Genomic DNA, 18,637 nt, shown 5'->3' on the forward strand with positions numbered 1-18,637 from the left:
CGGGCTTGCCCCGCGAAGGGCCGAACCTGCTTAACGCAGCTCGAAGCTCTGCTGCTGCACCGCCTGCGAGTCGAGGCCGATCTGCACATTGAACTGGCCAGCTTCGGCGACGTGCTGCAGCTGGCCATTGTAGAACTTCAGGTCCTGCTCACTGATGTCGAAGGTCAAGGTTCGCGCTTCGCCGGCCTTGAGCATGACTTTCTGGAAGTTCTTCAGTTCCTTGACCGGGCGGCTCATTGACGCACTCTGGTCCTGGATATACAGCTGCACCACGGTCTCGCCGTCACGCTTGCCGGTGTTCTTCACCATAACCTTGGCCTGCAGGGTGCCGCCACGCTTGAGTTCCTTCTGCGATAGCGCCAGCCCCGACAGCTCGAAGCTGGTGTAGCTCAGGCCGTAGCCGAACGGGTACAGCGGGCCGTTGGGCTCCTCGAAGTACTGCGAGGTGTAGTTGCCCGGCTTGCCCGGGGTGAACGGACGGCCGATGCGCATGTGGTTGTAGTACATCGGGATCTGCCCGACCGAGCGTGGGAAGGTGATGGCCAGGCGACCGGACGGGTTGTAGTCGCCGAACAGCACGTCGGCGATGGCGTTGCCGCCTTCGGTGCCGCTGAACCAGGTCTCGAGGATGGCGTCGGCCTGCTCGCGCTCCCAGGCAATCGACAGCGGACGGCCGTTCATCAGTACCAGCACCAGGGGCTTGCCGGTGGCCTTCAGCGCCTTGATCAGGTCGCGTTGCACCGCCGGGATCTCCAGGGTGGTGCGGCTCGACGATTCGTGTGACATGCCGCGGGACTCGCCGACCACGGCCACCACCACATCCGACTGCCTGGCGGCCTTGACCGCTTCGTCGATCAGCACGGCGGCGGGACGTGGGTCATCGACGATTTCCGGTGCGTCGAAGTTGAGGAAGTTCAGGTAGTCGAACATGGCCTTGTCGCCGGTCACGTTCGAACCCTTGGCGTAGACCAGCTTGGCCTTGCCTTCCACGGCACGGCGCAAGCCCTCGCGCACGGTGACCGAGTGCTGCGGTTTGCCGTCGGCGGCCCAGCTGCCCATCATGTCGATCGGCGCATCGGCCAGGGGACCGACCAGGGCGATGGTGCCGGCCTTTTTCAGCGGCAGGGTCTGCTCGCGGTTCTCCAGCAGCACCAGGCCACGGCGTGCCACGTCGCGGGCGGTGTCACGGTGCAGGCGGTCTTCTGCGTAGTAGTCCTTCAGGTCGGTTTCGGCCTTGGGAATGCGCACATAGGGGTCCTTGAACAGCCCCATGTCGTACTTGGCGCCCAGCACTTCACGCACCGCCTGGTCCAGTTCGGCCTGGCTGACTTCGCCGGACTTCAGCAGCCCTGGCAGCTCCTCGCCGTAGAGGGTGTCGTTCATGCTCATGTCGATGCCGGCCTTGATCGCCAGCTTGGCGGCCTCACGGCCGTCGCGGGCCACGCCGTGGCGGATCAGTTCCTGGATGGCGCCGTGGTCGCTGATGGTCACGCCCTTGAAGCCCCACTCCTTGCGCAGCAGGTCGTTCATCAGCCAGGTGTTGGAGGTGGCCGGCACGCCGTTGATCGAGTTCAGCGCCACCATCACCCCGCCGGCACCGGCGTCGAGCGCGGCGCGGTAGGGCGGCAGGTAGTCGTTGTACATCTTCGGCAGGCTCATATCGACCGTGTTGTAGTCGCGCCCGCCCTCCACCGCGCCGTACAGGGCGAAGTGCTTGACGATGGCCATGATGCTGTCGGCGTTGGCCGGGCTCGAGCCCTGGAACGACTTGACCATCACCTGGCCGATCTTCGAGGTCAGGTAGGTGTCCTCGCCGAAACCTTCACTGGTGCGGCCCCAGCGTGGGTCGCGGGCGATGTCGACCATCGGCGCGAAGGTCATGTCCAGCGAATCGGCGGCGGCCTCGATGGCCGAGGTGCGGCCGACCTTGGCGATGGCGTCCATGTCCCAGGACGAGGCCAGGCCCAGGCCGATCGGGAAGATGGTGCGCTCGCCGTGGATAGTGTCGTAGGCGAAGAACATCGGGATCTTCAGACGGCTGCGCATGGCCGCGTCCTGCATCGGCCGGTTCTCGGGGGCCGTACGCGAGTTGAAGGTGCCACCAATGCGTCCGGCGGCGATTTCCTCGCGGATCTTCTCGTGGGGCATCTCGGGGCCGATGCTGATCAGGCGCAGTTGGCCGATCTTCTCGGCCTCGGTCATCTGGCCGACCAGATGGTCGATGAACGCCTGCTTGTCTTGCAGGGGCGCGGCGGTTGGGGCGGCAAGGGCCGCCTGACTGGCAAGGCCCATGGCCAGGCCCAGCAAAGACAGTTTCATCATCAATTCCGTTGTCGAGTGATATGCGGCTGGCCGAGACGTTTCGTACGCCTGTTATTGTCGCGTCCGCTGGCGGTTCTGTGGATCATTCATCCATGATCCGGCGCAGTCGCGGATTATGCCTTATATGAGGCGTTTGTTGAGATACACTCTCGCCCACCCGATTGCCGGGATAACAACGATAAGAACGCTCGAGAGACGATGGCATGACCGAATACGAACAGCGCCAGATCGCCGAGGCGATCGCCCGCGCCGAGCGGCGTACCGATGCGGAGCTGGTGACCGTCCTGGCCCGCCGCGCCGACGACTTTCCCTACCTGCCGTTGCTCTGGGCCGCCCTGCTGGCCTTGCTGATCCCTGGCGCGTTGCACCTGTGGCTGGGCGGCATTGGCGTCAATGGCCTGCTGCTGGCGCAGATGCTGACCTTCATCAGCCTGTGCCTGCTGTTGCGCCACCCGCGCCTGGCGGCCTGGGTGGTGCCGGTGGTGCTGCGGCGCCGGCGTGCGTCGGGCCTGGCCCGCCAGCAGTTTCTCGAGCTCAACCTGCAGCGTACCGCTGGTGCCACGGGGGTGCTGATCTTCGTCAGCGAAGCCGAGCGTCATGTCGAGATATTGGTTGATGAGGGCATTGCCCGGCACCTGCCCGAGCAGGCACGCGAGGCGATCGTCGCCCGCTTCACCGATCAGGTGCGCCAGGGCCATACCCTGCAGGGTTTCGTCGAGTGCATCGAGGCCTGCGGCGAGCTGCTCAGCGAACACGTGCCGCCCACCCATGCGCGCAACGAGCTGCCCAACCGCCTGGTGATTCTCGACTGATTCTCGTGGTCTGAATCAATGCTTGTTGTCGTGGGAGCGGGCTTGCGCCGCGAACACCGGCGAAGCCGGTGTCATGCATCGAGTTATCGGCTTCGCGGGCAAGCCCGCTCCCACAGGGGTTCGCGATGGCCTGACATCGACGTAGAATGCCCGGCATTGCGCATCGCGCCCCCGCATTCCGAGGCACCCGTTCCCATGTCGTCCCCTTCTTCCGCCCCCACCGCGCCGGACCCGCGTGCCCAGTTCCTGAGCCTGCTAGCCGATGCCCTGGCTGATGGCAGCCTGAGCAAGCTGGTGCTGGCCCGTCATGTCGGCGCCGACCAGACCCTGCAGCGGATCATCGCCAAGCCGGTGCAGATCAAGGGCCAGGCCTGTCTGTCGCTGGTCTACCGTCACCAGACCCGCGACATCACCCGCAACCTGGGGCTGGACCCGGCGCTGGCGCTGGTGGCCGAGCTGCTGCCGGAGAGTTTTCGCAACGCGCACCTGTTCACCGCCGCCGGCGAGGTGCAACTGGAGTTCAGCAAGAAGGGCAAACCGATGCTGCGCCGTCACCTGGCCCAGCCGGCGCCGCGTGAGGCGGGGGCTGGCGGGCACGACCGCGAGAAAAAGCGCTACCTGGAACTGTCGCGACCGTTCCTGCGCGACCTGGGGGTGACCGATGGGCAGGGCGCGCTGATCCCGTCGATGTCGCGCAAGTGGAAGCAGATCAACAAGTTCATCGAAGTCTTCGACCATGCCTTGAGCGGTGCGCCGGTGGATGCGCAGCAGGCGCTGAAAGTCGCCGACTTCGGTTCGGGCAAGGGCTACCTGACCTTTGCCATGCACGACTACCTGCGCAATACCCTCGGGCGTGAGGCGCAGGTCACCGGGGTCGAGTTGCGTCCAGACATGGTCGAGCTGTGCAACGCCGCCGCCGCGCGCCTGGAGCATCCGGGCCTGGTGTTCGAATGCGGTGATGTGCGCAGCGTGGTGCCTGAGGCCATCGACGTGATGATCGCCCTGCATGCCTGCGACATTGCCACCGACTACGCCATCCACACCGGCATTCGCTGCAACGCCGCGATCATCATGTGCTCGCCGTGCTGCCACAAGCAGGTTCGTCCGCAACTGCGCAGCCCCGGACTGTTGCAACCGATGCTGCAATACGGGCTGCACCTGGGGCAGCAGGCCGAAATGCTCACCGACAGCCTGCGCGCGCTCTATCTTGAGGCCTGTGGCTACGAGACCAAGGTGTTCGAATTCATCTCGCTCGAGCACACCAACAAGAACAAGATGATTCTTGCGGTCAAGCGCCGACAGCCCCAGGACAATGCCGCGCTGCTGGAGAAGATCGCCGAGCTCAAGGCGTTCTATGGGGTACGCGAGCATTGCCTGGAAACCCTGCTGCAGGCGGATGGTCTGATTGCTGGGTGATTGAACCTACAGCACCTTCCCAGTTTCGGTTAGGCCGTTTCCGAAAGAGTCTTTCTGAGCCTGTTGCAGCCTCTCTGGCACCTAGTCTGGCTTGTGGTGACGCCCGTCGGCGTCGCATGGTTGTCACTTGACAACCTTATTCCCATGCCCATACTGGAGCTCAATCGATGGCCCGTCCTCTCCATCCAAACAAGGAAGTCGAGCAGTCCCTGACACACGCTGAGGCGCAGGGCTGGAAAGTCACGGTGCGGGGCGGCCATTGCTGGGGGCGGATCTATTGCCCCAACAACGACCGCGAATGCCGCTGTGGCGAGTTCTGCATCACCAGCGTGTGGAGCACACCCAGAAATCCGGGCACCTTCGCTCGCCAGTTGCGCCGGGTCGTGGACAACTGCACGTCGATGCGTGGGATCGTCAATCAGCCAGTGGAGCGAAAGTGATGGAGTACGAATTCACCCTCAAGTACCAATTGCACGACGGCGTGGATGTCGATGCACTGATCGAGCTTCTGGGAGAGGCCGGTTGCGATGACGCGGTGGTCGGTAGCGGTCAGCCCGGTCGCCTGGCCCTGGCCTTCGCCCGCGAGGGCAAGACTGCGCGGGAAGCGATGCACAGCGCCCTGGAGAATGTCCGGCAGGTCTTGCCGGAGGCCCGCCTGATCGAAGCCAGTCCGGACCTGGTCGGCCTGACCGATGTGGCGGCGCTGGTGGGGGTGTCCCGACAGAACATGCGCAAGCTCATGCTCACGCATCACCGCACTTTCCCGGCCCCGGTGCATGACGGCAGCCTTTCGCTCTGGCACCTGGCCGACATCCTGGCCTGGATGCAGGAACGGGGTACCCACGCCGTTGCCCAGGCGCTCCATGAACTGGCTGTCGTGGCGATGCAGGTGAATGTCGCCAGGGCCCAGGAACGGGTGGCGAGTGGCAGGTGATGCAGTCCATTGCATCATCGCCGTTGCGCAGGATCAGAAGAACCGGGTCACGCTGATCTTGGCATTGCGCCCCTGGGTGTAGGCGTTCTCGCCCGACAGCTCCGGCCGGATGGCCTTGTTGAACAGGTTGTCCACGGTCAGGTTGACCTCGGTGCCCTTGAGGTACGGCTGCTGGGGTTTCCAGTTGGCGAACAGGCCGTGAATCTCGTACTTCTCATTGCCGAAGTTGTCGTAGTAGCGGTCGCCCAGGGCACTGGCCGGGCCCTCGAAGTACTTGTCACTGGGCAGGTGGTGGGTGGCGCCGACGAACTGCGCGGTCCAGCCGACACGGGCGTCCCAGGACGGAATCTTGACCCCCAGGGTGGTGATCCATTTCGGCGCAGGCACATCCTTGGCCCACACGTCGGGGCCCCAAGGGTTGGTGTAGGCGCCCTCGTGGCGACCTTCCATCCAGGCGTACGACACCGCGCCGAACAGGTAGGTGGAGTCGTAGAACGTCTCGATCTCGAAGCCCTTGTACTCTACGTCGCCGATGTTGCGGTAGTTGCCCATCAGGCCGCCACCGCAGGTGTTGGCGATGCTGCCGCCGGTGGCCAGTTGCTCCTGGCAGCCGACCCCGGTGGCCTTGAAGATCTCGTCGGTGATCTTGTTGCGGAACAAGGTCGTGCGTACCTGGGCGCTGTCGCCCTGGACAAACACGTTGGAGAAATCGCTGATGCTGCCCACGCGCACGCCGGTGATACGTTCCGGGTCGAGATTGCGGCTGGTGGATGTACGGCTTCCCACGCCTTGCACCTCGTACTGCTCATCCAGCACGGGCGCGCGCCAGGTCTTGCTGTAGTCGGCGAACAGCACGGTCTGCTCGGTGGCCTTCCAGAACAGCGACAGGCGTGGCGACCAGCCGCTGTAGGTCTTGTCGCTGTAGTCGTGGCCGGCCGCCGGGTTGTTGTAGTAGGGCGCCTGGTTGGGCTTGCCCTCGTTGGTGACGTGGTCATAGCGCAAAGAAGGCGTGATGGTCACGCTGCCCAGGGTGACGGCGTCCTGCAGGTAGTAACCCTGGCTGTCGACCTGGCCGCTGGGCATGAAGTACGGCTGGTAGTGGCCATAGTTGTACTTGGGCACTTCGTAGGTCTTGCCGGGCATCCACATCTGCGTGTCGCGATCGTGACGGCGAACCTGCACGCCTGCGGTGAGCGCGTGTTCCAGCGGACCGGTGAGGAAGGTGCTGGTGTTCTTCACATCGAGCATGCGGTCCTTGTACTCGGTGTCCATCTTGCGACCACCGGTGGACGGCTGGAAGAACGCCGTGGCTTCACGCTCGTCGGTCTGCTTGGTGTCGGACTCGGAGTATTTCACCTGCAAATCGACCCACGGATTCTCGATGGGCTGGTACTTGTAGGTGGCCGACCAGGTGGTGTCGATGGTGGTGCGATAGGCCAGGAAGCGTTTGAGAGAGCCTTCGTAGCCGTACTTCCTGATGTCCGCCGCCGAGGGGGGCGCCGGGTAGGCGGTGGCGGCGAAGGTGGTCCAGCGGTCGGTTTCGGAGCGCGAGTAGGAAAGGCCCAGGCTGTGCTCGTCGGTGAAGTGGACGTTGCCCTTGAGCAGCATGCCGTCCAGGTCCAGGGCGCTGTAGGGCACGCGCTTGGGGTTGACCGGCCACTGGTTGTTCGGGTCCGGCAGGTTGTCGGCCATTTTCAGGTTGCCGCCGTCGCGCTTGGTGTAATAGACCAGGCCGTCGAAGCGCCGGTCATCGCTGCGGCCGAAAAGCGCCGAGCTGTAGATCTGCTGATGGTCGTTGCTGGCATAGCCATACTTGAGCATGGCGCCGCTGTTGCGGCCTTCCTGCAGCAGGTCGCCGGCGTCCTTGGTCTCCATGTTGACGCTGCCGCCGAAGCCGCCGTTGCCGGTCTTCACCGAGTGCGGGCCTTTCTCCACCTCGATGTGCTTGATCAGTTCCGGCTCGATGAAGATCGTGCCTTGCTGGTAACGCTCGAAGCCGCTCTTGGGCGCGCCATCGAGGGTCATCGGCACGTCCTCGGCGTCGCCCAGGCCCCAGATGTTGATGGTCTGGCCGCCGGGCTTGGCCGAGCCACCCATGTTCACGCCTGGCAAGGTGGCCAGCACGCTGGGGATGTTGTTCGGCTGGTAGCGGTCGATCTGTTCCTGGTCGAGGGTCGAGCGTCCGACGTTGCCGGGCTCCACCTGCTTGCCGTCGCCAACGATGCTCAAGGCGCCGAGCTGGATGCTGTTGTCGGCACTCGGGGCGTCCTCGCGCAGGCGCACCACGTAGGTGTTGCCCATGCGTACGACACTGAAGCGGCTGCCCACCAGCAGGCGCCCGATGGCCGCCTCGGCCTCGAAGTCGCCCTTGAGCGCCGGTGCCTGGGCGCTGCCGAGCAGGGCCTCGTCGAACAGCAGCTGGACCTTGGCCTGCTGGGCCAGCTGGCTCAGCGAACGGGCCAGCGGTTGCGCCGGCAGGTCGAAGGGCACCGGCGCGGCTTCGGCGGCCAGGCTCATGGCCAGGCACAGGGCCAGCAGGGTGGGTCGGGCAGGCAGGCAGTGCAATGGACGCAACGCGGACAACATGAATTCCCCCAAACGGCAAAAGGCCGGAAAAAGCCCGCCATCACGCGGCAGGCGGGGAGGAAGACGCGGCGTTGCGACAAAACCTCACCTGCGAATGATAAAAATTCTCAAATTATTTTTTTAGCGTCGCTCGATGCGCAGGCGCCCGTCGGCGAGCAAGGTGGTCTTGACCGGCAACAGCGCCGGCAGGGCATTGAGCAGGGCGTCCGGGTCGTGCACGTCGAGGTTGCCGGACACCTTGTAGCGGCCGAGCGCCGGATCGGCCAGCACCACCGGGTGCTGGCGATACAGGCCGAGCTCGTCGACCAGGCTGGCCAGCTCGCGGTTGCGGAAGCTCACATGGCCCTCGCGCCAGTCGGCGACTTGCTGCTCACCGAGTTCGTGGCGGGTCAGGCTGCCGCGCGCCAGGTCGTAGGTGGCGCCCTGACGGGCTCCGAGCAGCACGGGCGGTTGTCGTTCGCCCGGCGTATCGAACGCCACCTGGCCGTGGGCAACCGCCACCACCAGTTCACGCTCGCCACGGCGCAGGTCGAAGCCGGTACCGACCACGCGCACTCGGCCGCTGCCGGCGTCGACGAACAAGGGGCGTTCCTTGTCGGGCGCGACCTCGATGTACAACTGGCCGCGGTCGAGGTGGATCAGCCTCCGCTCGGCGCTGAAGTCCAGGCGCAGGCGGGTCTGGGCGTTGACGAAGAGCTGGCTGCCGTCGGGCAGTTGCAGGGTCTGCAAGGCCTGGCCGGCGGCGATGCGCTGGCTGAAGGCGGTGCTGCCCGCCCCCAGGTTGCCCGCCAGCACCGCGCAGAGCAGGGCCGCCGCGGTTGCCAGGGCCGGGCGCCAGCGTGGCGCGCGGCGCACCGGCAAGGGCACGGGGCGGTTGGCCTGCTTGAGCGCGGCCAGGTCATCCCACAATTGTTCGAACTGGCGGTAGGCGCGGGTGTGCTCGGGCGTCTGCATCCACAGGGCGAACGCCTTGCGCTCCTGGCGCGAAGGCTGGTTGCGGTTGCGGCTGAACCAGCTCGCCGCCTGGGCGTCGATCGGCCGCGGGTCGAGCTCGTCGGTGGGGGTCATGGGAACTGCTCCGTGCCGTTGTCACTGTCCAGGCGTTGCTTGCATTGCAGCAGGGCGGCGGCGATGTGCTTCTCGACCATGCTGACGGAAATGTTCATGCGTTCGGCGATCTGGGCCTGGGTCAGGCCTTCGAAACGGTGCAGCATAAGGGCTTCGCGGCGTCGCGGCGAGAGTTCGCTGAGCACCTGGCGCAATTGATTCAGCCGCTGTTGCTGCTGGGCGTGGTCCAGCGGGTCATTGGCGGGAGTGTCATGTGCCTCGGGCAGGGTGTCGTCGGCCAGCACCGCGTGGCGGACTTTCTGCCGTCGCCAATGGTCGCTCAGCAGGTTGCGGGCCACCTGGAACAGGAACGCGCGCGGCTGCTCCACCTTGGCCCGGTCCCGGTAGCCCAGCCACTGGGCGAACACATCCTGGGTCATGTCCGCGGCATCGCTGGCATTGTCCATGCGCTTGCGCAGGAAATGCAGGATGTCGGCATAGAAACCGTGGGCGACAGGGTCGGGCTTGGGGCGCTGCATGCACGCTTTCCGGGCTGGCGTGGAGGAAAGGGTGCGGATCTTATCGAGAATTATTTACATTTGCAAAGTGATCGATTTAGCGCCGACGAGCGTGGTTGACGGGCACGGCGATCGCCAATTCTGCCAGCCCGAGGGGGTGACTGGCTGAGTCGAAGAAATGCAGGGGAACCTGGGCAAGATCGGCGAAGCGGTCGATAAAGTGCTGCTTCTGGTTGATGATCGAAGCCTCGCTCAATGGCCGGATGGCGATGGCCAGGTGCTGGGGCCGTGCCTGACGGATGGCCTCGAGCAGGTGTTGGTCGCTGGCATCCAGGTGCTGGCCGAACAGGCACAGGCCACCCTGTTCGCGGGCCAGTTGCCCCAGGCTCCAGGACAGGTAGTCGCTGTTGCGGATGGCACGCAGCTTGTCCTCGCTGCGGCTCTCGTTGACGAACAGCGGCACTTCGCCGGGGATGTTGACGGCGAAGCCTTCGAGCAGCTCGGCCTGTTCCGCGCCGCGCTGGCGGGTGCTGCCGTCGGGTAGTTTAAGCAGGTGCATGCCGCCATGCAGGTGCAGCACGCGAATGCCTTCGACCTGGCTGCGGCGCACATCGAAGAAACCCTGCTCGTCGAACAGGCTGGCGAAACCTTGCGCATCCTGGGCCACGGCCCAGGGCAGGATCAGGTCGTAGTTGCTGGTGTAGACGGTGCGGTACTGGCGCAGCGCCTGGTTGATGGCCGTACGTGTCGCGTCGGGGAACAGCGGCCAGGGCAGGTGCACGGCGCGCACCGCGTGGATCAACGCTTCCTTGATCGAGTAGTAGCGGTTCAGCGGCGCGGTGGAGTTGATCGCCAGCGCGGCGTTGGCCCGTACCGTGGTGTTCAGGGTGCTGAGCACCGGCTCGAACAGTTCGCTGCCCAGGGCCTTGAACAGCGCCTGGTCGCTCACGCCCAGCGCCTTGTGTCGCACCTGCTGGGCTTGCTCGAACAACGAGAAGTAGCCGAACGGTTTCCACAGCGCGCGGCTGGCGCCGTTGCCCAGCAGCAGGGCCGTGCTGGGGTGGCGCTGGTTGAGGTCGGCCCAGGAGGGCAGGTGGGCGTCGAGTGCGGGCATGGGCGGTCCGTTGGGTGGGGCGGAAAACGCCGGGGACTTTAGCATGTCATGCAGAGTGTGCGAGGCTTGCGCCTTCAAGGACTGCACCGTTGACCTTGCCGGCGTCTTCCGGAGGCCGGCCCCGATCTGCAAAGGACTACCCATGTACAAGACCCTTCTCCTGGCCACCCTGCTGGCGAGCACTGCCGCCCATGCCACTGATGGCAAGGCCCTCGCCAGCGCCCAGGACATCCCTCACCCGGCCGTGATCGCCCACCGCGGCGCTTCGTTCGACGCACCCGAGTCCACCACTCCCGCCTACCTGCTGGCTCGTGAACTGGGCGCTGACTACCTGGAAATGGACCTGCAGCGCACCCGCGATGGCGTGCTGGTGGTAGTCCACGACGATGTGCTGGCGCGCACCAGCGACGTCGCCGAACGTTACCCGGAGCGCAAGGCCAGCCCGGTCAGCGCCTTCACCCTGGCCGAGCTCAAGGCGCTGGATGCCGGCAGCTGGTTCAACAAGGCCTATCCCCAGCGTGCCCGGGATGCGTTCAAGGGCCAGCGCATCCTGACCCTGGACGAGGTGATCGACATCGCCGAAGGCAACCCCGAGCGTCACCCCGGCCTGTACATCGAGACCAAGGAACCGGCCCAGTTCCCTGGCATCGAACAGGACCTGAAGAAACGCCTCGAAGCCCGCGGCTGGCTCGACAAGCCGGGCCGGGTGGTGTTGCAGACCTTCGACCGCAACAGCCTCAAGCTGCTGCACCAAGCCATGCCGCAGGTGCCGAAGATCCTCTTGCTGTGGGTGGCCAAGGGCAGCATCGAACCGGCCTCCGGGCAGGACTTCGCCGAGTCCGGCGAGCAGGACAAGTCGGCCTTCTACGCCCGCCAGCAACCGAAGGATCGTGCCGAGTTCGAGCGCTGGCTCGACTACGCCAAGGCCGGCGGCGCCATCGGCACCGGCCCTTCGGCGGTCCGCAGCCACCTGGGCGAGCAGAGTTATTCCGACCTGATCCAGCCCTGGATGAACCAGGCCAGCCATGCCAAGGGCCTGCTGGTGCACGTGTACACCCTCGACGAGGCGGTGGACTTCGACAAGGCGATGAAAGCCGGCGTCGATGGCATCTTCACCAATCGCGCCGCTGAGCTGATGCGCTTCTACGGCCGGCCATTGCCGCAGAACGAGGGCCAGTTGCTGCGCAAGCTGGGTTACTGATCGACAAGATGATGCTAGTGTGGTGTTTCACAAATAACGACCATAACTCGCGGCGTTTTTTGCGCTCATGCGGCGTTGTCGCTCCTCGCCGTAGCTGGGCTACGACTCGTCGCGACGCCTTGCCTGAGCGCAAAAATCGCTCGCGATTTATTGGTCGTATTTGCAAAACACCACACTAGTGTCCTGTCTCGGAAATAAGCTGTTCACTTTTGGCGGCGTCTTGGGCGCCCGGCCGGCGTTGCCACTCCTCGCCATAGCCCTGCTATGACTCGTCGCGGCGCCTTGGCCGAACACCCAAGCCACTCGCCAAAAGAGAACGTATTTCCGAGACAGGACACTAGCGATGGCCGATTGGCATGTGTGAGAATGATAGGAATTCCTATTAACGGCCCTCGCCACATCCGCAATGACCTCCCTTTCCAGCGTTTGGCACGCCCGGCCTGCCCTCAAGGCGGCCGTCGACGATCTGCTCGCCCATTACAGCGACCTGCGCCGCTATCTCTGCGGGCGGCTGCGCAATCCTGACGACGCCGCCGATATCGCCCAGTCCAGCTTCGCCCAGGCCTACGCCCACGCGCTCAACGCACCGGTGATCAATGCCCGGGCCTTGCTGTTCCAGGCGGCGCGCAACCTGTGCATCGACCAGTACCGCCGGCGCAGCACCGAACTGGCGGCGCTGGAAGACTGGCTGGCGCGGGCCGATTGGCTCAGCCCCAGCGTGGAAGAGATCATGATCGCGCGCGAGCAGCTGCAGCACCTGATCGCCCGCATCGAACGCATGCCCAGGCTGCGCCGCGAGGTGTTCGTTCGCGTGCGCCTGCACGGCCACAGTCACCGTGAGGTGTGCGAGGCCCTGGCGCTGTCGGCCAAGTCGGTGGAGCTGCATATCGCCCGGGCGGTTTTCGACCTGTCCGAGCTGCGCCTGGCGAGCCGTCATGACTGAGCCGGCCGCGCCGCGCAAGGTGCAGCAGGCACTGGTCTACCTGGCGGCGCTGCAAGGGGACGATCCGGAACGTGTGCGCAAGACCCACGGCCTGGTGCAGCGCTGGCGTGGTCGCAGCGCCGAGCATGAGTGCGCCTGGCTGGAAGCCGAACAGCGTTGGCAGCTGGTTCATTGCCTCGCGCCGCAACTGCGTGGCGCGTTGCAGCCGCAGGCCTGCGATGTCGGTCGTCGGCGGGTGTTGCGCCAGGGCGGCGCGCTGGCTTTGCTGCTGGCTGCCGGTGGCTGGCTGGGCTGGATGTACAAGCGCACCGCAGCGTTCCAGCAGGACCTGCAGACGGCCCACGCGCAAGCGCCGCAGGCGCTGGCGTTGCCGGACGGCAGCCAGTTGCTGGTGGCGGCCGAAAGCAACCTGCGCGTGCGTTTCGATCATGGCCAGCGGCAGGTCCTGTTGCTGCACGGCAACGTGTTCTTCGATGTCGCCCATGAGTTGTGGCGACCGTTCCTGATCAGCACGCGCCTGGGCCTGGTGCAGGTGCTGGGCACTGCCTTCACGGTCAGCGACCGTGGCGACCGGGTCCAGGTGGCGGTGGCCAGGGGGCGGGTCCAGGTGCGCGACCTGCAAGGTGGCGAGCAGGTGCTGCAGGCCGGCGAACGCATCTGCCTGGATGGCCAGGGGCGGCTGGGCAGCTTGCGTGCCGGTGGCCGGTTTGGCCCGGACCTGGCGCACTGGCAGCGGGGTTGGTGGTCGTTCACCGACCAGCCGCTGGTCGAGGTGATCGGCGAGCTCAATGCCTATGTCGGACGGACCGTTCGGGTCGATCCGGGGGTGGCCAACCTGCGCTTGACGGGCAGTTTCCCGAGCGGCCGCCCCGAGGTGTTGCTCGAGGCGTTGCCGGGGATCCTGCCGGTCAGGCTGCTGGAGCAGGGGGCGCAGCGCCTGGTCGCACCGCGCTGAAACCCAGCGAAATTGTTTTGAGGGGTAAACCGCCGCTGCCGCGTCATCAGCTGTGAACCCACCTCCTGCAAGGACCGATCATGTCGCTTTTCACCCCCCGCTTCCCCGGCACCCTGCGGCGCCTGGCCCTGGCCTGCGCCCTCTGCGGCAGCGGCCTGGCCCTGGCCGATAGCCAGCCGCTGAACCTCGACCTGCCGGGGCAGTCGCTGGAGGCCACGGTGCATGCCCTGGCCCATGAATCGGGGGTGGCGATCGCCGCCGACAGCCGTGTGCTGGCCGGGCGCAGCGCGCCTGCCTTGCAGGGCCGCTACACGGTGTTGCAGGCCCTGCGCCAGCTGCTGGCCGGCAGCGACCTGGTGGCGGTGGAAGAAAACGGCGTGATCATCCTGCGCGGCCCGACCGAGCAGGGTGCCCTGACCCTGGGGGCGACCACGGTCAATGCCTCGGGCTTCAACAGCGACCTGCCGGAAAGCTACAGCGGTGGCCAGGTGGCCCGTGGCGCGCGCATCGGCATGCTGGGCAACCGCGACCTGATGGACACCCCCTTCAGCGTCTCCGCCTACACCGCCAAGACCATCGAGAACCAGCAGAGCGGCACGGTCGGCGCGGTGTTGCGCAACGACCCGTCGATCCGCTTCAGCACCGGTGAAGGGCATGCCTACGAGAACTTCATGATCCGTGGCTATGCCCTGGACTCCACCGAGCTGGCGCTGGGTGGACTCTACGGCCTGGCGCCCGATGGTCACGTGCCGACCGAATTCCTCGAGCGCGTCGAAGTGCTCAAGGGACCGGGCGCGCTGCTCAATGGCATGGCGCCCAACGGTGGTGTCGGCGGGGTGGTCAACCTGGTGCCCAAACGCGCCGGCGATGCGCCGTTGACCCGCCTGACCACCAGCTACGTGTCCGATGGTTATGTCGCCGAGCATATCGATGTCGGTCGGCGCTTCGCCGATGGCCGCTTCGGCATTCGCTTCAATGGCGTCTACGGCAGCGGCGACACGGGTGTCGACGAACAGTCCAAGGACCGTACCCTGGCGGCGCTGGCCCTGGACTATCGGGGCGATGACTTCAAGCTCGAACTGGATGCCTACGAAAACCACGAGAAACTGGAAAACGGCAGCCCGATGATGGCCGGCTTCAGCGGCCTCAACCACGTAACCCGCGCACCCAAGCCGGACACCAACATCCTCGAAGGCATCCACGCCCGGCAGATCAGCAAGGCCGTGGTGGTGCGTGGCGAGTACCAGCTCGATGACAGCTGGAGCGCCTACGCCAGCGTCGGGGGCGCCCGCACCCGCTACGATGGCTTCCTCAACGGCACCCGGGTGGTGGTGAACAAGGCCGATGGCACGGCCACGGGCGAAACCTACAACCAGGCCGGCTACACCCACAGCCTGTCTACCGAGGCCGGTCTGCGCGGCAACTTCATGACCGGCCCGGTCAGCCACCAGATGGTGCTCAGCACCACCTTGCTGCACCAGGACATCGGCCGTGCGCCAACGGTCACCGGAGCCAAGTACCCCACCAACATCTACCACCCGGGCAAGGCGATCATCGCCGGCGACCACGGCAGCAGCACCAAGACCGGCGACAACACCCTGTCGAGCTTTGCCGTGGCCGATACCCTGGGCTTCATGGACGAGCGTGTGCTGCTCACCCTCGGAGTCCGCTCCCAGCGCGTGCGGCAAAAGATGAGCAACCCTTCGTACGACGAGCAAAAGCTGACCCCGGCCGTGGGTATCGTGCTCAAGCCCTGGGACGCGCCGGTGTCGTTGTATGCCAACTACATCGAGGGCCTGACCCAGGGCGGCATGGTCACCGACCAGAAGGCCGCCAACTACGGCGAGCAGTTCGCGCCCTATGTCGCCAAGCAGATGGAGGCCGGGGTGAAATGGGACCTGGGCGACTTCACCCACACGCTGGCGGTGTTCCAGATCGACAAGCCCAGCATGATCTACGACAAGCCCAGCAATCGCTACAACGATGACGGCGAGCAGCGCAACCGAGGGGTTGAGTGGACGATGTTCGGCGAAGTCGTCCCCAGCGTGCGCCTGCTCGGTGGCGTGACTTACACCCGTGCGGTGCTGAGCAAGACCGCCAATGGCGCCATGGACGGCAACACCGCCCGCGGCGTGCCGGCCTGGTCGGCCAACCTCGGCGCCGAGTGGGACCTGCCCGGGGTCGAGGGCCTGACCCTGACCGCCCTGGGTATCCACAGCAGCTCCCAGTACCTCGATTCCGCCAACCAGTTGAAGATCCCGCAGTGGACCCGCTACGACCTCGGCGCGCGCTATGCGACCAAGGTGCTGAGCAAGGAGGTGACCCTGCGTGCCAGTCTGGAGAACGTCGAGAACCGCGCCTATTGGGCCGGCGTGTTCAACGATGGCTACGCCACCGTCAGCGAACCGCGCACGCTCAAACTCTCCGCCAGCGTCGACTTCTGAGGTGGGCATGCAGCGATTCAAGCGCTTGAGTGGTGCATGGCTGCTGGCTGCACTGTGCTCGAATGCGGCCCTGGCGGCCGCGCACGCCGATCTTGAGGTTGGAAAATCGGTCGCCGGCCAGGTCAGCAGAGCGCATCCGCCAGTCTGGCAGTTGGCGCTCAAGGCCGGGGACCTGGTGCGTGGCCGGGTCGACGGTGATGTCAGCCTGCGCCTGCTGGATACCGAGGGGCGGCCGTTGCGCCTGCTGATCGACGGCCTGGATCAACCCCGTGAGTTCCTGTTCGTCGCGCCGCAGGATGGCCGCTACGGAGTGCGCGCCGAACCCTTGGCGATCCGACCGGCAGAACGCTTCAGCGTGAGCTTGGAGCAGGTGCAGCCGTCCAGCGAGCAGCGTCGAACTGCTGCGCCCCTGCTCAGCCCGACAATGCGTGCTCTGCAGCAGCAACTGGCGTCTGGTGGAGGCACCGATGCGTTCTGGAAGGCACGTGCGGGCGAAGGGACGCCGCTGGTCGAAGTAATTCCAGGGCAGCCGGACAAGCGGCTGGTCACTTTCCTCTGGCGTGGCGCACGGGACAATGTGCGGATGTTCGGTGCGCCTTCTGGCAACCACGAGCCCTTGTCTCGGATGGGTGCGAGCGATGTCTGGTTTCACAGCTTCGAGGTGCCAGCGGCCACCCGCCTGAGTTACCAGATGGCCCCGGATGTGCCGGTATCCGACGACCGTCGGGTGATCCTCGCCAGCACCCGGCGCGACCCGCTCAACCCCAACACCTTCGCCGACGCCAGCGGCGATGCCTGGTTATCGCGTTCACGCCTGGAGCTTGCGGATGCGGCGCCCCAGCCCTGGGTCGCCGAGCGTGCCGGGGTGGCCCGTGGCTCTTTGGAGCGCAAGCGCCTGGCCAGCGAGGTGCTGGGCAACGAGCGCGATATCTACCTCTACCGCCCGGCGGGCTGGCGCCCGGGCAAGGCTGACCAGGCCTTGCTGGTGCTGTTCGATGCCCATGCCTACACCCGCCAGGTGCCGACCTCGACGATACTCGACAACCTGATGGCCGACGGCCTGATCCCGCCCACTGCGGCGCTGATCATCGCCAACCCCAGCAGCGAAAGCCGCGAGCGGGAGTTGCCGCCCAACCCATTGTTCGCCCGCTTCATGGCCGAAGAGCTGATGCCCTGGGCCAGCCGCCAGGGACTGGCGGCGCCGGCTTCGCGCACCGTGGTCGCCGGGTCCAGTTACGGCGGCCTGGCGTCGGCCTACATGGGCCTCAGGCACCCGGAATTGTTCGGCAATGTGCTGAGCATGTCCGGCTCCTTCTGGTGGCCGATGGCCGGCGACGAGTCTGGCTGGTTGACCCGCGAGTATGTCAAGGCACCGCGCCGGCCATTGCGGTTCTACCTGCAGGCGGGGCTGTTCGAGGGACCGAGGATCCTCGATACCAACCGCCATCTGCGCGATGTGCTGCTGGCCAAGGGGTACCGGGTAGAACAGGTGGAGTTTCCTGCCGGGCATGACTATCTGCAATGGCGCGGGAGCCTGCCCTGTGGGTTGATCAGCTTGCTTGGGCAGGGAGCACAGGTTGTTGCGCGGGCTTGTGTGCCGTAGATCGAGCGGACGTCCCGTTCAAGGGACGTCGTGCGTGTTCAGTGGGAAAGTGCTTTCAGAACATGATCTGGATCGTTGTTGATGGCCCTCAACAGGGCTTTGGCCGGCCCTGTCGGCTCTCGACGTCCCTGTTCCCAGTTACGCAAGGTGGCCACCTGCACATCGATCATCTCGGCAAAGCGTGCCTGAGATAGCCCGGTCGCCTTGCGTATGCTCCTGACCTGGAGGGCGTCGATTTCGAACTGGCGTGAGGGAGGGCGTTGACCTTGGATGATCTCATCCATTTGTTCAACGCTTTCCATCAGTTCGTCGAAGAAACGGCTCATGGCTGGCTCCAGTGTTCGATAACAGCTTTCAGTACCTTGCGCTGCGTGGCGCTAAGGTCTGACTGTTCATTCTTGGGATAGATACAAAGCATGGCAATCTGGGATGCGGCGACGAAGTGGTAGTAGATGATCCTGGCGCCGCCACGCTTTCCATGCCCATTTGCCGGGACGCGGATCTTGCGCAGGCCGCCGGTTCCCTCAACAATCTCTCCCGCGTCGGGGCACATCATGAGGCGTACTTGAAGCATTCGGTAGGCCTCATCGTCGAGCAACTCTCTGACGCGTTTGGTAAAGATGGCGGTTTCGGTGAAGAGCATAGCAGAAGGTACGCCATTGGCGTAGCTGATCCTGGGATCAATGCTACGAGTTGAAGATGAATGGCAAGGCTACAGAGTGGTGACTGCGCAGCTGCATCA

General features: G+C 65.3%; 16 protein-coding genes. 9 read left to right on the top strand and 7 right to left on the bottom strand.

Going from position 1 to position 18,637, the window contains the following annotated elements:
- Nucleotides 1-30: 30 nt before the first annotated feature.
- Nucleotides 31-2,322 (bottom strand): beta-glucosidase BglX, encoded by a 2,292-nt coding sequence (gene bglX, locus AC0MAZ_RS09155; protein WP_475860892.1) that lies wholly within the window; start codon nucleotides 2,320-2,322, stop codon nucleotides 31-33.
- 203 nt (nucleotides 2,323-2,525) lie between these two features.
- Here bglX and AC0MAZ_RS09160 point away from each other — a divergent pair, with 203 nt between their 5' ends.
- The 4 genes from AC0MAZ_RS09160 to AC0MAZ_RS09175 all read left to right on the top strand — a co-directional run bounded on the left by AC0MAZ_RS09160 (nucleotide 2,526) and on the right by AC0MAZ_RS09175 (nucleotide 5,484).
- The gene (locus tag AC0MAZ_RS09160; protein WP_234560679.1) at nucleotides 2,526-3,134 is read left to right on the top strand and encodes a TPM domain-containing protein; all 609 of its coding nucleotides are present in this window, start codon (nucleotides 2,526-2,528) and stop codon (nucleotides 3,132-3,134) included.
- Between the two features lie 195 nt (nucleotides 3,135-3,329).
- Nucleotides 3,330-4,550 carry a class I SAM-dependent methyltransferase gene (locus AC0MAZ_RS09165; protein WP_203647834.1) on the top strand — a complete coding sequence of 407 codons (1,221 nt, stop codon included), beginning with the start codon at nucleotides 3,330-3,332 and terminating at the stop codon, nucleotides 4,548-4,550.
- 167 nt (nucleotides 4,551-4,717) lie between these two features.
- A complete protein-coding gene (locus AC0MAZ_RS09170) occupies nucleotides 4,718-4,990 on the top strand; it encodes a hypothetical protein (RefSeq protein ID WP_232854625.1) in 273 nt (90 codons plus the stop codon).
- Nucleotides 4,990-5,484, top strand: coding sequence for a helix-turn-helix transcriptional regulator (locus AC0MAZ_RS09175; protein WP_062572979.1), 495 nt, complete (start codon nucleotides 4,990-4,992; stop codon nucleotides 5,482-5,484). The genes AC0MAZ_RS09170 and AC0MAZ_RS09175 overlap by 1 nt, the downstream gene beginning before the upstream one ends.
- Before the next feature lie 33 nt (nucleotides 5,485-5,517).
- Here AC0MAZ_RS09175 and AC0MAZ_RS09180 read toward each other — a convergent pair whose 3' ends face one another.
- The 4 genes from AC0MAZ_RS09180 to AC0MAZ_RS09195 all read right to left on the bottom strand — a co-directional run bounded on the left by AC0MAZ_RS09180 (nucleotide 5,518) and on the right by AC0MAZ_RS09195 (nucleotide 10,749).
- A complete protein-coding gene (locus AC0MAZ_RS09180) occupies nucleotides 5,518-8,070 on the bottom strand; it encodes a TonB-dependent receptor (protein ID WP_475860893.1) in 2,553 nt (850 codons plus the stop codon).
- A 120-nt stretch (nucleotides 8,071-8,190) separates the two neighbouring features.
- Nucleotides 8,191-9,138 carry a FecR family protein gene (locus tag AC0MAZ_RS09185; RefSeq protein WP_234560676.1) on the bottom strand — a complete coding sequence of 316 codons (948 nt, stop codon included), beginning with the start codon at nucleotides 9,136-9,138 and terminating at the stop codon, nucleotides 8,191-8,193.
- Complete coding sequence (locus AC0MAZ_RS09190; RefSeq protein ID WP_203647831.1) at nucleotides 9,135-9,656, bottom strand: RNA polymerase sigma factor; 522 nt, start codon at nucleotides 9,654-9,656, stop codon at nucleotides 9,135-9,137. Before AC0MAZ_RS09190 ends, AC0MAZ_RS09185 begins: the two co-directional genes overlap by 4 nt.
- Nucleotides 9,657-9,732: 76 nt before the next feature.
- A complete protein-coding gene (locus tag AC0MAZ_RS09195; RefSeq protein ID WP_203647830.1) occupies nucleotides 9,733-10,749 on the bottom strand; it encodes a DUF4917 family protein in 1,017 nt (338 codons plus the stop codon).
- A gap of 142 nt (nucleotides 10,750-10,891) precedes the next feature.
- Between AC0MAZ_RS09195 and AC0MAZ_RS09200 the strand changes: the two genes are divergently transcribed.
- The 5 genes from AC0MAZ_RS09200 (at nucleotide 10,892) to AC0MAZ_RS09220 (ending at nucleotide 17,895) form a co-directional block, all read left to right on the top strand.
- Nucleotides 10,892-11,950 (top strand): glycerophosphodiester phosphodiesterase family protein, encoded by a 1,059-nt coding sequence (locus tag AC0MAZ_RS09200; RefSeq protein ID WP_475860894.1) that lies wholly within the window; start codon nucleotides 10,892-10,894, stop codon nucleotides 11,948-11,950.
- Between the two features lie 406 nt (nucleotides 11,951-12,356).
- Complete coding sequence (locus AC0MAZ_RS09205) at nucleotides 12,357-12,893, top strand: RNA polymerase sigma factor (protein ID WP_475860895.1); 537 nt, start codon at nucleotides 12,357-12,359, stop codon at nucleotides 12,891-12,893.
- Nucleotides 12,886-13,848, top strand: a complete 963-nt coding sequence (locus AC0MAZ_RS09210) for a FecR family protein (protein WP_475860896.1) — start codon at nucleotides 12,886-12,888, stop codon at nucleotides 13,846-13,848. Before AC0MAZ_RS09205 ends, AC0MAZ_RS09210 begins: the two co-directional genes overlap by 8 nt.
- An 80-nt stretch (nucleotides 13,849-13,928) precedes the next feature.
- A complete protein-coding gene (locus tag AC0MAZ_RS09215) occupies nucleotides 13,929-16,292 on the top strand; it encodes a TonB-dependent siderophore receptor (RefSeq protein WP_475860897.1) in 2,364 nt (787 codons plus the stop codon).
- A gap of 7 nt (nucleotides 16,293-16,299) precedes the next feature.
- Nucleotides 16,300-17,895: an alpha/beta hydrolase gene (locus tag AC0MAZ_RS09220; protein ID WP_475860898.1), complete on the top strand. Its 1,596-nt coding sequence runs from the start codon at nucleotides 16,300-16,302 to the stop codon at nucleotides 17,893-17,895.
- Nucleotides 17,896-17,933: 38 nt separating this feature from the next.
- Here AC0MAZ_RS09220 and nadS read toward each other — a convergent pair whose 3' ends face one another.
- Together nadS and AC0MAZ_RS09230 are read right to left on the bottom strand one after the other, a co-directional pair.
- Complete coding sequence (gene nadS / locus AC0MAZ_RS09225) at nucleotides 17,934-18,221, bottom strand: NadS family protein (protein WP_203647824.1); 288 nt, start codon at nucleotides 18,219-18,221, stop codon at nucleotides 17,934-17,936.
- On the bottom strand, nucleotides 18,218-18,538 hold the full coding sequence (locus tag AC0MAZ_RS09230) for a type II toxin-antitoxin system RelE/ParE family toxin (protein WP_203647823.1): 321 nt from the start codon (nucleotides 18,536-18,538) through the stop codon (nucleotides 18,218-18,220). Before AC0MAZ_RS09230 ends, nadS begins: the two co-directional genes overlap by 4 nt.
- Nucleotides 18,539-18,637: the final 99 nt, after the last annotated feature.

The sequence above is a fragment of the Pseudomonas sp. A genome, from assembly GCF_056270345.1.